Origin of the sequence: Flavimobilis soli (assembly GCF_002564025.1) — a bacterium.
Lineage (GTDB): Bacteria > Actinomycetota > Actinomycetes > Actinomycetales > Cellulomonadaceae > Flavimobilis > Flavimobilis soli.
In genome coordinates, this window is the sequence record NZ_PDJH01000001.1 from 136593 (window position 1) to 150607 (window position 14015).

Consider the following 14015-nt stretch of genomic DNA (forward strand, 5'->3'; position numbering starts at 1 on the left):
CCATGTGGGCATGCAGGTTCTCGTGATCCCCTCGACCGCCTGGCCCGCGTCGGCCGGGACCACGGGCGCCCAGGCCGCCAACGCCGTCGCGCAGCAGGTCGCCCGGGCCTGGTCCCACGCGGTGCCGAGCGCCGACGTGCAGCCGGTCCTGCTGAGCGACGGCTCCGCAGGGTTCGCCGAGACGGCGCGCAGCCACCTCGCCGAGCCGACCGCCGACGACGCCGCGCTGTTCCTCGAGACGGCCGCGGTCGCGGCGGGGGAGACGGTCGCGGCTCGCAGCCGCGCGTCGGACGCGTCCGCCGACGCCGTCGCCGAGCACGGTTCGTCCGCGCCCGTCGGCGAGCTGCTCGTTGCCGCGCTCGAGACGAGCGCCCGCACGATCGTCCTCGGCGCAGGCGACGCCCTCGGTGGCGACACCGCGTGGGCCGACGGCGGCGCCGGCATGCTCGCGACCCTCGCCGAGCGTCTCGGCGTGCCTGGAGGTTCCGCCCGCCTCACCGGGGGAGCGGGAGCCCTCGCGGGGGTCGACGCGTCCGACCTGCCCGACCTCCTCGCCGTGCGCCGCGCCCTCGCCGGTCGCGACGTCGTCGTCGCGCAGCGCGGCGACCGGACGCTCCTCGGCCTCGGCGGCCTCGCCGCCGGCCTGTCCCGCCACGGAGTCTCCGCCGCGACCACCCAGCGGCTCGAGCGCAGCCTCGGCGACCTCGCGCTCGCCGTCGGGCGCGCCCGCTCCGGTTCGCTCGTCGGTCGCGAGCTGCTCGGGGCCTCCGTCGACGTCGCCACGACGTCGCCCGACCACCTCGCGCGCTCCCTCGCCTCGACGGCAGGGGCAGCCGCCGGGGGCGGTGTCGCATTCATGCTGGCTGCGCTCGGCGCGCGCGTGCAGCGCGCGATCGACGTCGTCGCCGACCTCGCGCACCTGCGCGAGAAGGTCGCGGCGAGCGACCTCGTCGTCGTCGTCGCGCCCGCGATCGACGCGGCCGAGGTGCACGACGGGGTCCTGCCGACCGTCGCGCAGGTTGCGCTCGACCATGCCGTCCCCGTCGCCGCGCTCGTCGGTGGCAGCGAGGCAGGGCGGCGCGAGTGGTCCGCGATCGGCGTCGCGGGCGTCCACGAGACCGGGCGCGAGGACGTCGCCTGGTGGACGCACGGTGACGAGGTCGCCGAGCGCGTCGGTCGCGTCGCCCGGACGTGGGTGCTCTGACCCGACCTGTCCGCATACCGGTGGCGTTGCTCACCGATCCACCCGGCACGCGCAGGTCGCGCGTAGTCTGGTGGGAACAACCGGAAGGGCAGCCGTGTTGACCATGTGCCCGCCCTTGCACCAGTGAATGCCGGAGACCTGATGAGCGAGACCACTGAGACCACCACGCACGGCGTCGTGCTGACCGACGTCGCCGCCTCGAAGGTGCGCAGCCTTCTCGAGCAGGAGGGCCGCGACGACCTGCGTCTTCGGGTCGCCGTGCAGCCTGGCGGCTGCTCGGGGCTGATCTACCAGCTCTACTTCGACGAGCGTCTGCTCGACGGCGACGCGACCCGCGACTTCGACGGTGTCGAGGTCGTCGTCGACAAGATGAGCGTCCCGTACCTCGAGGGCGCCACGATCGACTTCGCCGACACGATCGAGAAGCAGGGCTTCACGATCGACAACCCCAACGCGGGCAGCTCCTGCGCCTGCGGGGACTCCTTCAGCTGAGCCGCTGAACCCGCACGACGTCGAGGCCGGACCCTGAGGGGTCCGGCCTCGTCGCGTCTGCGGGGCTCCTCCGGGCCGCTCGGACCGTCGCGCAGATCCCCTGGCGGGCTCGTGGCCTGCGCTGCTGCAGGGGGTCCGCTCAGCGCAGCTCGACGACGATGCGGCGGTGGTCCCCGTGGTCCTCGTCCGCGACGGTGACGTGGCCGCGCATGCGTGCCCACGCGGGGACGTCGGTCGAGGCCGCGGGGTCGGTCGTGAGGACCGCGACCGTCGTCCCCGCCGGCAGCTCCTTGGCCGCCGCGGCGAGCCGGATCACGGGCAACGGGCAGCGCAGGCCACGGGCGTCGACGTCGGGCGCCGCGGTCACAGGCCCTGCACCCCCAGCTGCTCGCGCACGCGGGCCACGCACCCGGGCAGGACGGCGAGGAAGCGGTCGACGTCGTCCCCCGTGACGCCTGGGTGCAGCGTGAGGCGCACGTTCCCGTGCGTCAGCACGCCCATCGCGCGCAGGACGTGGCTCGGCTCGAGCGTGAGGGACGTGCACGCGCTCCCGGAACCGACCGCGAAGCCGTGCCGGTCGAGCTCGGTGAGGAGCGCCTCGCCATCGACGTAGAGGCACGAGAACGTCAGGACGTGGGGGAGCCGCGCATCGGGGTCACCGACGACCTCGACGTCGGGCACGAGCCGCGGCACCGCGGTCCGCAGGCGGTCGACGAGAGCCGAGAGCCGGGCCGCCGTCTCCTCCCGTGCGGCCACGACCGCCTTGAGCGCCACGGCGGCCGCGAACGCGCTCGCGACGTTGACGCCCCCCGGAGCCCACGGGTCGGCGTCCTCCGGCCCGACCTGCGCGACGCGCACACCGCGCCGCACGACGAGCAAGCCGATGCCGCGGGGAGCTCCCCAGTCGGCCGGGTCAGCGGCGAGCACGTCCCACGACGACGGCACGTCCGCGTGCCCGAGCGTCGCGCCGGCGTCGACCAGGAGCGGCACGCGTGCGGCACGTGCCGCTTCGTGCACCTCGGCGAGCGGCTGCAGCGTGCCGACCTCGCCGTTCGCGTGCTGCAGGCACGCGAGGCCGACGCCCGGCTGCGCGACGGCGTCGGCCATCGCGGCGGCGTCGACACGCCCGAGCCGGTCGACGGGGACGAGCGTCACGCCGTCGTCACCCGCGACGTGGCTCGCGGCCGCGAGGACCGCGGCACGCTCGACCGCCGACGCGACGACGCCGCGCCCGACCCGACGACGGGCGGGCGCGACCGCAGCGACCGCTGCGTGCAGCGACGCGACGTGCGACGGCGTCAGGTGCACCTCTTCCGTGCGGGCGCCGACGAGCGACGCGAACGTCTCGCGGGCCGCGCCGAGGAGCGTCGCCGCCGTGCGCGCCTCGGAGTGCAGCCGCTCGGGGCTCGACCAACCCTCCGCGGACGCCTGGCGGAGCGCCTCGACTGCGAGCGGGTGGAGCGGCGCAGCGCCCCCGGCGTCGAGGTAGCACCGCCCCGCAGGGCGGCCACCGGAAGGAGCGTCAGGGATGGTCGGCTGGGTCACATCGCAACGCTAACCCGGCCCTGGAGCGCCCTTGGTGACAAATACCGGGCAACCGCCATGACCTCGGGCATCTTCCTGGGAGGAAGGTCCCGTCCGAGGCGCTAGGCTCGGACTGTCGAGGACCAAGGTCCCAGTGCTGTGCCGTCCGCCGGGCGGCGCGGACCTGGGACGTGACGTGAAAGGCCTCCCTTGCACTCGCACACTTCACCCAGTCGTCAGCAGCGCGGCATCCTCCGGCGGCTGAGCGCTCCCGCGCTCGCCGCCACGGTCGTCCTGCTCGTCTCCGGCTGCTCCGAGGAGACCCAGCGCGGCTTCCTGCCCGGGTACTCGGACGGCCCCGTGACGAACCACACCGACCGCATCACGTCGCTGTGGGTCGGCTCGTGGATCACGCTCCTCCTGGTCGGTCTCATCACGTGGGGCCTCATGCTCTGGTGCGCGATCGCCTACCGGAAGCGGAAGAACGACCACACGCTGCCGATCCAGACGCGCTACCACGTGCCGCTCGAGATGATGTACACGGTCATCCCGCTCGTCATGGTCGGCGTGTTCTTCTTCTACACGCAGCGCGACATGACGGAGATCCGTTCGCTCGACGCCGAGCCGGACGTGACGATCCAGGTCATCGGCAAGCAGTGGTCCTGGGACATCAACTACCTCGACGACGACGTCCACCTCGACGGCCAGCACGCCAAGGACGTCTCGGCGCTCGGTGGCGACACGAGCCTCGACGGCCAGCCCGGCACCGACGTCTCCCTGCCGACGCTGTACCTCCCTGTCGGCGAGCAGGTCGAGCTGGTCCTCGACTCCCGCGACGTCATCCACTCGTTCTGGGTGCCCGCGTTCCTCGACAAGCTGGACATGATCCCCGGTCGTACGAACCACATGCAGCTCATCCCCGAGCGCATCGGCTACTACGCCGGCAAGTGCGCCGAGCTCTGCGGTGAGCACCACTCCGGGATGCTCTTCAACGTCGCCGTCGTGTCGCGTGCCGACTACGACGCGCACATGGACGAGCTGCGCGCCGCAGGCAAGACGGGCGCCCTCGGTCTCGACCTGAACCGGCAGCAGGACGCTGCCAACCTCACCCAGTCGGAGGAGCAGCACTGATGGAAGCCCAGACGATCACCCCCGGGCTCCAGCCGACCCGTCAGACCCTCGGTCGGACGGTCGTCAAGTGGGTCACGTCGACCGACCACAAGACCATCGGGTACATGTACCTGATCACGTCGTTCATCTTCTTCTGCATCGGCGGCCTCATGGCCCTCGTGATCCGCGCGGAGCTGTTCGAGCCCGGCATCTCGGTGGTGCAGAGCAAGGAGCAGTACAACCAGCTCTTCACGATGCACGGCACGATCATGCTGCTGCTGTTCGCGACGCCGCTCTTCGCGGGTTTCGCGAACTTCATCATGCCGCTGCAGATCGGTGCGCCTGACGTCGCGTTCCCGCGACTGAACATGTTCGCGTACTGGCTCTACCTCTTCGGCGGCATCATCGCCGTCGCGGGCTTCTTCACCCGCCAGGGCGCGGCCTCGTTCGGATGGTTCGCGTACGCGCCGCTCTCGAACGCGACGTTCAGCCCAGGGCTCGGTGGAGACCTGTGGGTGTTCGGCCTCGCGATGACCGGTTTCGGCACGATCCTCGGTGCGGTCAACTTCATCACGACCGCCATCACGATGCGTGCCCCGGGCATGACGATGTTCCGCATGCCGGTGTTCTCGTGGGCGACGCTCGTCACGAGCATCCTCGTCCTCATGGCGTTCCCGCCCCTCGCGGCCGCGCTGTTCGGCCTCGGTGCCGACCGCCGCCTCGGCGCGCAGATCTTCAACCCGGAGACCGGTGGCGCGATCCTGTGGCAGCACCTCTTCTGGTTCTTCGGCCACCCCGAGGTGTACATCATCGCGCTGCCGTTCTTCGGCATCGTCACCGAGATCGTCCCGGTCTTCAGCCGCAAGCCGCTCTTCGGCTACAAGGGCATGGTCTACGCGATCATCGCGATCGCCGCGCTGTCCGTCACCGTGTGGGCCCACCACATGTACGTCACGGGCGCCGTGCTCCTCCCGTTCTTCTCGCTCATGACGATGCTCATCGCCGTCCCGACCGGTGTGAAGTTCTTCAACTGGATCGGCACGATGTGGCGAGGGAAGCTCACGTTCGAGACGCCCATGCTCTGGTCGATGGGCTTCCTCGTCACCTTCCTCTTCGGTGGCCTGACGGGCGTCATCCTCTCGAGCCCGGCCCTCGACTTCCACCTGTCCGACACGTACTTCGTGGTCGCGCACTTCCACTACGTGGTGTTCGGCACCGTCGTGTTCGCGATGTTCGCCGGCTTCTACTTCTGGTGGCCGAAGTTCACGGGTCGCATGCTCAACGAGAAGCTCGGCAAGCTGCACTTCTGGACGCTGTTCGTCGGCTTCCACATGACCTTCCTCGTCCAGCACTGGCTGGGTGTCGCGGGCATGCCCCGCCGCTACCCGGACTACATGCCGGAGGAGGGCTTCACCTGGATGAACCAGGTCTCGACGGTCGGCTCCTTCCTCCTGGCCGCCTCGACGCTGCCGTTCCTCTGGAACGTGTACATCACCTGGCGCAAGGCTCCGAAGGTCCAGATCGACGACCCGTGGGGCTTCGGTTCCTCGCTCGAGTGGGCCACCTCCTGCCCGCCGCCGCGCCACAACTTCACGTCGCTGCCGCGCATCCGCTCGGAGCGCCCCGCGTTCGACCTGCACCACCCGGAGGTCGCGGCCATGGATCACGTGGAGGGCAGCGACAACGTCCTCGACCAGATCTACGCCGACGCGGACCGTCGCGGCGAGAACGGCGACCTGGCCAACAAGATGGCATCCGGCGAGGAAGAGCCCGAGCAGTCGTCGATCAAGATCATCGATGTCGAGCGTCCTGAAGGAGACTCCAAGTGAAGATCGAGACGAACCTCTTCCTCTGGCTCTCGCCGTTCTTCCTCCTCGTCACCGCGGTCTACGCGCTGATGAGCGACTTCGAGCCGGTCGGCTCGGTGTGCCTCCTGCTCCTCGTCGGCCTCTCGGCGATGATCGGCGCCTACCTGCGCGTGACGGCTCGCCAGATGGACGCGCGCCCTGAGGACGACCCGCACGGTGAGATCGAGCAGGGCGCCGGTGACCAGGGCATCTTCGCCCCGTGGAGCTGGTGGCCTCTCGTGCTCGCCTTTGCCGCGAGCATCTGCTTCCTCGGCCTCGCGGTCGGCTGGTGGATCTTCTACATCGGCGCGGCGGTCAGCGTGATCGCTCTCGTCGGCTGGGTGTTCGAGTTCTCCCGCGGACAGCACGCGCACTGACGCAGCCCGCTCAAGGCTCAGACACGAGGGCCGGGACAACCTGATGGTTGTCCCGGCCCTCGTGTCGTGCCGTGCTTGTTACGGATCGCGCTCGGGCTTCCGCGGCCCGGCGCGAAGGTCCAGAGCCTGCCAGGCCCGGTACGTCTGCGGCGACTCGACCGGTTGCCAGCTGCCAGAGTCTTCGCGGCTTCGCCCCACCCGCAGCGAGCACCCCAGGAAGCGCAAGGCCGCCACGGCGCCTCAAGCGGCCTTCAGCGACCTTGTGCAGCCTGCCGAAGCATCGGCGGAGAACGGGGGAGCGGTCTCAGGCGCGCTCGAGGCGCACCGTGCCGTCCGGCGCGACGACGCGTCGGTAGCCCGTCCTGATCTGCTCCGAGCTCGCCTGCTGTGCTTCCGTCACGGGGCGGCGCGGCTCGACGTAGTTGCCCACCTGGGCGGGGCCAAGGATCTTGGCGAGCTTGTCGGTGATCGCGCGGCCGCGGGTCACCTTGTCGGCGTCGTGCATGGTCTCTCCTGGTGCTGGCCGGGCGTGGCCCGGGCATGGTGCTGCTGCGTTGCTGAGGGAGGCGACGCGGGGGAGCGCCCGGCCTTCCTCGGATGCACGTGAGGGGACGCCGCACAGCGGCGTCCCCTCACGGTGCTTCGGGTCGTCAGGGGACGATGAGCCCCTCGCCCTGCGTACGTGCACGCGCGAAGCGGGCAGCGACGTCGGACCAGCTGACGATGTTCCAGAACGCCTTGACGTAGTCAGCCTTGACGTTGACGTAGTCGAGGTAGAACGCGTGCTCCCACATGTCGAGGAGGAGCAGGGGCACGATACCGATCGGCAGGTTGCCCTGCTGGTCGTAGAGCTGGACGATGATCAGCTTCTTGCCGAGGGTGTCCCACGCGAGGATGGACCAGCCGGAACCCTGGATGCCGACCGCGTTCGCAGCGAAGTGCTTCTTGAACGCGTCGAACGAACCGAAGAACTCGGTGATCGCTGCGCCGAGCTCGCCGTCGGGCTCGCCACCGCCCTCGGGGGAGAGGTTCTGCCAGAAGATCGAGTGGTTGACGTGGCCGCCGAGGTTGAACGCGAGGTTCTTCTCGAGCAGGTTCACGGTGCCGAAGGACTCGTTCGCACGTGCCTCGGCGAGCTGCTCGAGGGCCGTGTTGGCGCCAGCGACGTACGCCGCGTGGTGCTTCGAGTGGTGCAGCTCCATGATGCGACCCGAGATGTGCGGGTCGAGCGCTCCGTAGTCGTAGCCGAGGTCAGGAAGGGTGTACTCCGCCATGTCGTCTCCTCCGTGGTGCTGGGCCCCGGGCCGTTGCGCCGGAGCCGTGGATGGCTGTTCGTCGGCCGAGGCCGCACGAGGGTAGACATCGGGCCCTGCCTGCCGGCGAACCGGAGGGCAGGGCCCGGGGTCATATGGTCAACACAACCGCGTGATCAGTGATTCCGCACGTCCGTCTCAGGAGCGTTCTCGATCAGCGGACGCTCGTCGGCTCCCGGGAGCGCGTCGTGCTCGCCGTGCGAGTGTGCCGCGGCCAGCTCGGCCGGGGTGACGGGCTCCACGCGGTCTTCGTAGAAGAACCGCGACAGACGCTGCCAGCGCTTGTCCGAGGCGTAGCCCTTGCGGCGCACGCCACGGGAGTCCTCGGCCGGCTCGATCTCGAGCGGACGGTAGACGTGGTGGCCGACGCGCAGCCAGCGCTCCTGGTCGGTCAGCGGCGTGTGCACCTCGACATACTCGCCGTTGTCGAACCGGACGATGCGGCCCGACTCGTGGCCGTGGAGCACGAGCTCGCGGTCCTTGCGCTGCAGGCTCAGGCAGATGCGCTTGGTGATCCAGAAGCCGAACACGGGACCGGCGAAGAAGAGGACCCGGAAGGTCCACGTGATCGCGTTGATCGACATGTGGAAGTGCGTCGCGATGAGGTCGTTCGACCCGGCGAGCACGAGGATCACGAAGGCGGTCAGCAGTGCGACGCCGAGGCCCGTGCGGACCGGGACGTTGCGCGGGCGGTCGAGCACGTGGTGCTCGCCCGAGTCGCCCGACACGCGCGCCTCGATGAACGGGTACAGCGCGAGGGCCGTGAACAGGATGCCCGGGATCACCACGCCGGGGACGAGGATGTTGATCGGGATCGTGAACCCACCGATCACCCACTCCCAGCCCGGCATGAGGCGCAGCGCTCCCTCGAGGAAGAGCATGTACCAGTCAGGCTGTGCGCCCGCGGACACCGGCGACGGGTCGTACGGGCCGTAGTTCCAGACGTTGTTGATCGCGAGCGTCGAACCCATGAGGGCGAGCACGCCGAACACGACGAAGAAGAAGCCACCGGCCTTGGCGACGTACACGGGGAAGAGCGGGAAGCCGACGACGTTCTTGTCGCTGCGACCGCCACCCGGGTACTGCGTGTGCTTGTGCACGACCACCATGAGCAGGTGCAGGCCCACGAACGCCAGGATCAGCGCCGGGATCAGCAGGATGTGCACGGTGAAGAGGCGCGGGATGATGTGCTCGCCCGGGAACTCGCCTCCGAAGAGGATGTACGACGCGTAGGCGCCGATGATCGGGATCGACTTGGCGACACCGTCGGCGATGCGCAGACCGTTGCCGGAGAGCACGTCGTCGGGGAGCGAGTAGCCGGAGAAGCCGGCGAGCAGACCGAGGATCATGAGCGTGAAGCCGACGACCCAGTTGAGCTCGCGGGGCTTCCGGAACGCGCCGGTGAAGAAGACGCGCATCATGTGCGTGACGATCGACGCCATGAAGAGCAGCGCGGCCCAGTGGTGGATCTGGCGCATGAGCAGGCCGCCGCGCACCTCGAACGAGAGGTGCAGCGTCGACGCGAACGCCTCGGACATCTCGACGCCCTGCATGGCGACGGGCAGCGAGTCCTCGGGGTACGTGATGAGCCCCATGGACGGCACGAAGAACATCGTGAGGAAGCCGCCACTGATGAGGAGCACGACGAACGAGTACAGCGCGATCTCGCCGAGGAGGAACGACCAGTGGTCGGGGAAGACCTTGCGGGCGAACTCCTTGACGGCCTTGCCGACGCCGGTGCGCTGGTCGAGGTAGTCGACAGCGCCTCCGAGCTTGGTCTCAGGTGCAGTGGTGGTCATCGCAGGCGCTCCCAGTAGCTCGGGCCGATGGGCTCGGCGAAGTCGTCCTGGGCGATCAGGTAGCCCTCGTCGTCCACGGTGATCGGCAGCTGCGGCAGCGGACGGTTCGCGGGGCCGAACACGACCTTGGCGCCGTCGGCGACGTCGAACGTCGACTGGTGGCAGGGGCAGAGCAGGTGGTGCGTCTGCTGCTCGTAGAGCGCCACCGGGCAGCCCACGTGGGTGCAGATCTTCGAGTAGGCGACGATGCCGTTGTACGCCCAGCTCTCACGTCCCGGCACGTGCTTGATGTCGCGCTCGTCGAGACGGACCAGAAGGACGACGGCCTTGGCCTTCTCCTCCATCCAGTGCTCGTGCTCGCGCAGCTTGTCCGGGATGACGTGGAAGACGGAGCCGATCGTCACGTCGGACGCCTTGATCGGCTCGCCGGACGGGTCCTTGGCGAGGCGGGTGCCCTTGCGCCAGACCGTGTGCTTGAACTTGGAGATCTTCCAGTCGCCGCCGACCGAGCCGATGAGCGGCACGGCGATCGTCAGCGGGAAGAGGGCCACAGCCGAGAGGACGGCGCCCTTGAGCACACCGCGGCGGCCGATTCCCGAGTCCTTGGCGCCGTCGGCCAGCGCCTGGATCGCGTCACGACGGGTGTCGCTGTCGCTCGCGATGGGCTTGCGCTTCTCCGCGACCTCGTGGTCGGACATGAGGGTCTTGGCCCAGTGCACGGCCGCGAGGCCGATGCCGAGGAGCGAGAGCGCGAGGCACAGGCCGAGAGCGAGGTTCGCGTTGCGGACCGACGCGGTCGTGTCGCCCGGCGTGATCGCGAAGTACGCGACGAGGCTGCCGATCGTGCCGAGCACCGACAGGACGAAGAGGACGACGACCTGGCGCTCGGCGCGCTTGCCGGCCTTCGGGTCCAGGTCCGCCTGGCGGTACCGGTGCTCCGGGAGGCCCGGGTCCTCGAAGGCCTCGGGGACGCTCGTGGCGCTGTGCGCCGTGAGGTCGCGGGAGTTGTCGTGCGTGCTCACGAGGACTTCGCTCCGATCCAGACTGCGGCTCCGATCAGGAGACCCATGCCGATGACGAACACCCAGAGCCCCTCGGACACAGGTCCGAGCGAGCCGAGGGTCAGGCCGCCGGCCGAACCCTCACGCTGCTCGACCAGGTACGAGATGACGTCGCGCTTCTCCTCGGGGGAGAGGTTCGCGTCGTTGAAGACGGGCATCGACTGCGGGCCCGTGAGCATCGCCTGGTAGAGGTTGGTGGGCGTCGTGTCCCACAGGGCGGGGGCGAACTTGCCCTCCGAGAGGGCGCCACCGGCGCCGACGGCGTTGTGGCACATCGCGCAGTTGGTACGGAACAGGGCCGCGCCGTTGGCGGAGTTGCCGAGCGCCGGGTCCACCATCTCTGCGGTCGGGACCGACGGGCCGGCGCCGAGCGTCGCGACGTACGCCGCGAGCTGGTCGACCTGCTCGTCCGTGAACTGTCCAGGCTTGATGGGGGCCTGCGGGCCGCTCATCTGCATCGGCATGCGGCCGGTGCTGACCTGGAAGTTGACCGACGCCGCGCCGACGCCGACGAGCGACGGGCCGTCCTCGGTGCCTCCGGCGCTGGGGCCGTGGCAGGTGGCGCAGTTGGCCTGGAAGAGCTGCTTGCCCTTCTCGACGTCAGCCACGCTCGCAGAGTTGTCTGCCTGAGCGGTGCTCGGTGCGACGGCGGCGTAGATGCCACCGGTGGCCAGCAGCGCCAGCAGCAGCAGCACGACCGGCGCGAACCGGTGGTGGCGGCGGGCGGCGAGTGCCTTCACGGAATGATCCTCGTCTCGCAGTGGGTGTGCAAAAGGGTGCAGGCGTCAGCGAAGCCCGTAGATGACCAGGAAGAGGCCGATCCAGACGACGTCGACGAAGTGCCAGTAGTACGAGGTGACGATGGCCGTCGTGGCCTCGTGGTGCCCGAACTTCTTCGCGGAGAAGGAGCGGCCGAGCACGAAGAGGAAGGCGATGAGCCCACCGACGACGTGGAGGCCGTGGAAGCCGGTAGCCATGTAGAAGACCGAGCCGTAGGCGGTCGAGGAGATCGTCACGCCGTGCTGGACGAGCTCGGCGTACTCGTAGACCTGGCCGGCGACGAAGATCGAGCCAAGGATGAAGGTCAGGACGAACCACTCGTTCATGCCCCAGCGGCCGATCTGGAACAGGCGGCCGGTGCGCTCAGGCTGGAACCGCTCAGCGGCGATGACGCCGAACTGGCAGGTGACCGAGGACAGCACCAGGATCGTCGTGTTCGCGAGGGCGAAGGGGATCGAGAGGTTGGCCGAGTTCTCCGCCCACTCCTGGGCGGGCATGACCGAGCGGTGCGTGAAGTACATCGCGAACAGGCCGGCGAAGAACATGAGCTCGCTCGCGAGCCACACGATCGTCCCCACCGAGACCGGGTTGGGTCGGTTCACCGCGGCGTGAGCCGTGGGCGTCGGGGTGCTGGAGGCAGCGGTTGCAGTCGTCACGGCAGCCATTATTGCCGACAACGAGGGAGGTTGGGGCCATTGGACCTAGGAGATCGGGTTGGACGTGGCTCACAATGGGTGCGGAGGCGTCTAGCAACCCGCGAAACCATGCGGAATCCGCGAGATTCCAGCGATTTTGGTGACGATGCAACGAATAGTGTCAGCCTGTCGTCACCGGGGTGTCACGGGGCCTGAAAGGGCTTCCTGACGTGTCAAGATGCTGACAGGAGAGCCCTCCTCCGACCGATCCGCGAGCCCGTCCGGGTGGCGCGGTGCCCGACCGATCTGCAAAGGCGATGACGATGTCGACCCAGGCCCAGACGTCCACGAGCGTCCCGACCGACCGCTCCCCGCGCATCCTCCTCCACAGCGACGACCTCACGATCCGCGAGCAGGTGCGTCTCGCCGTCGGGCCGCGTCTGCGCTCGGGCGCCCCGGAGATCGAGTGGACCGAGGTGGCGACCGCCGACGCGCTGCTGGAACGCAAGGACCTCGGTGGGTTCGACCTGGTTATCCTCGACGGCGAGGCCGACAAGGTCGGCGGCATGGGTCTGTGCCGTCAGCTGAAGAACGAGGTCTACGGGTGCCCGCCCGTCGTGGTGCTGCTCGGTCGGCCCCACGACAGCTGGCTGGCGTCGTGGTCCCTCGCCGACGGCACCGTGTCGCGGCCTCTCGACCCGATCACCGTGCAGCGCGTCGTCGCCGAGCATCTTGGCGCGACCGCAGCCTGACGTAAGGACTCGCTCGTGGACATGACCTGGCCCGACCTCCTCAGCATCGTGGTCTCGGGCGAGGACCTGAGCCGCGAGCAGGCCACCTGGGCCATGGACCGGGTGATGGATGGCGATGTGTCGCCGGTCCAGCTCGCGAGCCTCCTGGTCGCGCTGCGCACGAAGGGCGAGAGCACGCCGGAGCTCGTGGGCCTCGCGGAGTCGATGGTGGGCCACGCCGTCCCGCTCGACGTCGACGCGTCCCGCGCCGTCGACATCGTCGGCACGGGCGGCGACCGCGCTTTCACCGTGAACATCTCGACGATGGCGTCGATCGTGATCGCGGGCACGGGCCTGAAGGTCATCAAGCACGGCAACCGTGCCTCGAGCTCGGCGTCGGGCTCCGCAGACGTCCTCGAGGCGCTCGGCGTCCGGCTCGACCACGCTCCCGAGCAGGTCGCGGAGATCTTCGCCCAGGTGGGCATCACGTTCTGCTTCGCGCCGACGTTCCACCCGGCGATGCGTCACGCCGCGATCGCGCGGCGCGAGATGGGGATCGGGACGGCGTTCAACTTCCTGGGCCCGCTGACGAACCCGGCGCGCCCGCGGGCGACGGCGGTCGGGTGTGCCGACCTGCGGATGGCTCCGCTCATGGCGGGTGTGTTCGCGGCGCGAGGCACGTCGGCGCTCGTGTTCCGGGGCGACGACGGGCTCGACGAGCTCGCGGCGACAGGCACGGCGCGGGTCTGGGAGGTGCGCGACGGCGTGGCCGTCGAGGGGGAGCTCGACCCGGCGGGCGACCTGGGTCTCGCGCGGATCACGGTGGAGGACCTGCGCGGCGGCGACGCCGTGCACAACGCGGGTGTCGCGCGGGCGGTCCTCGCTGGTGAGGCCGGCCCTGTGCGGGAGACGGTGCTGCTGAACGCCGCGGCTGCGGTCGTCGCTGACGGGAGCCTGCCCGGCACGAGCGAGGGTTCGCTCACGACGAGGCTCGCGGCGGCCTACGGGCACGCGGAGAAGGCGCTCGACTCGGGCGCGGCGAACGAGGTCCTCGAGCGCTGGGCGGCCGCGAGCTCGCGCTGATCGGCGCCTCGCGTCAGCATGCTGACGCGAGGCGACCCCGAGGTCGCGGTCGCGCGACC

Annotated in this window: 15 protein-coding genes; 7 read left to right on the plus strand and 8 right to left on the minus strand. The window is 69.8% G+C overall.

The window, feature by feature from the left end; genetic code table 11:
• The first annotated feature begins 10 nt into the window (after window positions 1–10).
• A complete protein-coding gene (locus ATL41_RS00650; protein ID WP_098456752.1) occupies window positions 11–1204 on the plus strand; it encodes a glycerate kinase in 1194 nt (397 codons plus the stop codon).
• Between the two features lie 141 nt (window positions 1205–1345).
• Window positions 1346–1696 carry an iron-sulfur cluster insertion protein ErpA gene (erpA, locus tag ATL41_RS00655; protein ID WP_098456753.1) on the plus strand — a complete coding sequence of 117 codons (351 nt, stop codon included), beginning with the start codon at window positions 1346–1348 and terminating at the stop codon, window positions 1694–1696.
• Window positions 1697–1835: 139 nt separating this feature from the next.
• On the opposite strand, the gene ATL41_RS00660 is transcribed toward erpA, so the two are convergent.
• Complete coding sequence (locus tag ATL41_RS00660; RefSeq protein ID WP_098456754.1) at window positions 1836–2063, minus strand: sulfurtransferase TusA family protein; 228 nt, start codon at window positions 2061–2063, stop codon at window positions 1836–1838.
• Window positions 2060–3241 carry a cysteine desulfurase family protein gene (locus ATL41_RS00665; protein WP_245854521.1) on the minus strand — a complete coding sequence of 394 codons (1182 nt, stop codon included), beginning with the start codon at window positions 3239–3241 and terminating at the stop codon, window positions 2060–2062. Before ATL41_RS00665 ends, ATL41_RS00660 begins: the two co-directional genes overlap by 4 nt.
• 189 nt (window positions 3242–3430) lie before the next feature.
• Between ATL41_RS00665 and ctaC the strand changes: the two genes are divergently transcribed.
• From ctaC to ATL41_RS00680, 3 genes are read left to right on the plus strand one after another with little or no spacing between them, the layout of a single operon-like run.
• A complete protein-coding gene (gene ctaC / locus ATL41_RS00670) occupies window positions 3431–4351 on the plus strand; it encodes an aa3-type cytochrome oxidase subunit II (RefSeq protein WP_098456755.1) in 921 nt (306 codons plus the stop codon).
• Window positions 4351–6159: an aa3-type cytochrome oxidase subunit I gene (gene ctaD, locus ATL41_RS00675; RefSeq protein WP_098456756.1), complete on the plus strand. Its 1809-nt coding sequence runs from the start codon at window positions 4351–4353 to the stop codon at window positions 6157–6159. Before ctaC ends, ctaD begins: the two co-directional genes overlap by 1 nt.
• Window positions 6156–6554, plus strand: coding sequence for a cytochrome c oxidase subunit 4 (locus ATL41_RS00680; protein WP_098456757.1), 399 nt, complete (start codon window positions 6156–6158; stop codon window positions 6552–6554). Before ctaD ends, ATL41_RS00680 begins: the two co-directional genes overlap by 4 nt.
• Window positions 6555–6858: 304 nt before the next feature.
• Here the strand turns inward: ATL41_RS00680 and ATL41_RS00685 are convergent, their stop codons facing one another.
• The 6 genes from ATL41_RS00685 to ctaE form a co-directional block, all read right to left on the minus strand.
• Window positions 6859–7059, minus strand: coding sequence for a hypothetical protein (locus ATL41_RS00685; protein ID WP_098456758.1), 201 nt, complete (start codon window positions 7057–7059; stop codon window positions 6859–6861).
• A 145-nt stretch (window positions 7060–7204) separates the two neighbouring features.
• The gene (locus ATL41_RS00690) at window positions 7205–7828 is read right to left on the minus strand and encodes a superoxide dismutase (RefSeq protein ID WP_098456759.1); all 624 of its coding nucleotides are present in this window, start codon (window positions 7826–7828) and stop codon (window positions 7205–7207) included.
• Between the two features lie 155 nt (window positions 7829–7983).
• Complete coding sequence (gene qcrB / locus ATL41_RS13250) at window positions 7984–9666, minus strand: cytochrome bc1 complex cytochrome b subunit (RefSeq protein WP_098456760.1); 1683 nt, start codon at window positions 9664–9666, stop codon at window positions 7984–7986.
• Window positions 9663–10688 carry a cytochrome bc1 complex Rieske iron-sulfur subunit gene (qcrA, locus tag ATL41_RS00700; RefSeq protein WP_098456761.1) on the minus strand — a complete coding sequence of 342 codons (1026 nt, stop codon included), beginning with the start codon at window positions 10686–10688 and terminating at the stop codon, window positions 9663–9665. The genes qcrB and qcrA overlap by 4 nt, the downstream gene beginning before the upstream one ends.
• On the minus strand, window positions 10685–11467 hold the full coding sequence (gene qcrC, locus ATL41_RS00705) for a cytochrome bc1 complex diheme cytochrome c subunit (protein WP_098456762.1): 783 nt from the start codon (window positions 11465–11467) through the stop codon (window positions 10685–10687). Before qcrC ends, qcrA begins: the two co-directional genes overlap by 4 nt.
• 45 nt (window positions 11468–11512) lie before the next feature.
• The gene (gene ctaE / locus ATL41_RS00710) at window positions 11513–12172 is read right to left on the minus strand and encodes an aa3-type cytochrome oxidase subunit III (RefSeq protein WP_098456763.1); all 660 of its coding nucleotides are present in this window, start codon (window positions 12170–12172) and stop codon (window positions 11513–11515) included.
• 293 nt (window positions 12173–12465) lie between these two features.
• On the opposite strand from ctaE, the gene ATL41_RS00715 reads away from it, so the two are divergent.
• Window positions 12466–12894 (plus strand): response regulator transcription factor, encoded by a 429-nt coding sequence (locus tag ATL41_RS00715; RefSeq protein WP_098458836.1) that lies wholly within the window; start codon window positions 12466–12468, stop codon window positions 12892–12894.
• A 21-nt stretch (window positions 12895–12915) separates the two neighbouring features.
• Entirely contained in the window at window positions 12916–13956 is a 1041-nt protein-coding gene (gene trpD, locus ATL41_RS00720) for an anthranilate phosphoribosyltransferase (protein ID WP_098458837.1), read from the plus strand.
• Window positions 13957–14015 lie beyond the last annotated feature (59 nt).

Bases quoted from the DNA above. Each gene is read 5' to 3' on its own strand.
- ATL41_RS00690 (WP_098456759.1), bottom strand. From the start codon at position 7,828: ATGGCGGAGTACACCCTTCCTGACCTCGGCTACGACTACGGAGCGCTC.
- trpD (WP_098458837.1), top strand. From the start codon at position 12,916: ATGACCTGGCCCGACCTCCTCAGCATCGTGGTCTCGGGCGAGGACCTG.
- erpA (WP_098456753.1), top strand. From the start codon at position 1,346: ATGAGCGAGACCACTGAGACCACCACGCACGGCGTCGTGCTGACCGAC.
- ATL41_RS00685 (WP_098456758.1), bottom strand. From the start codon at position 7,059: ATGCACGACGCCGACAAGGTGACCCGCGGCCGCGCGATCACCGACAAG.
- ctaE (WP_098456763.1), bottom strand. From the start codon at position 12,172: ATGGCTGCCGTGACGACTGCAACCGCTGCCTCCAGCACCCCGACGCCC.
- ctaD (WP_098456756.1), top strand. From the start codon at position 4,351: ATGGAAGCCCAGACGATCACCCCCGGGCTCCAGCCGACCCGTCAGACC.
- ATL41_RS00650 (WP_098456752.1), top strand. From the start codon at position 11: ATGCAGGTTCTCGTGATCCCCTCGACCGCCTGGCCCGCGTCGGCCGGG.
- qcrB (WP_098456760.1), bottom strand. From the start codon at position 9,666: ATGACCACCACTGCACCTGAGACCAAGCTCGGAGGCGCTGTCGACTAC.
- ATL41_RS00715 (WP_098458836.1), top strand. From the start codon at position 12,466: ATGTCGACCCAGGCCCAGACGTCCACGAGCGTCCCGACCGACCGCTCC.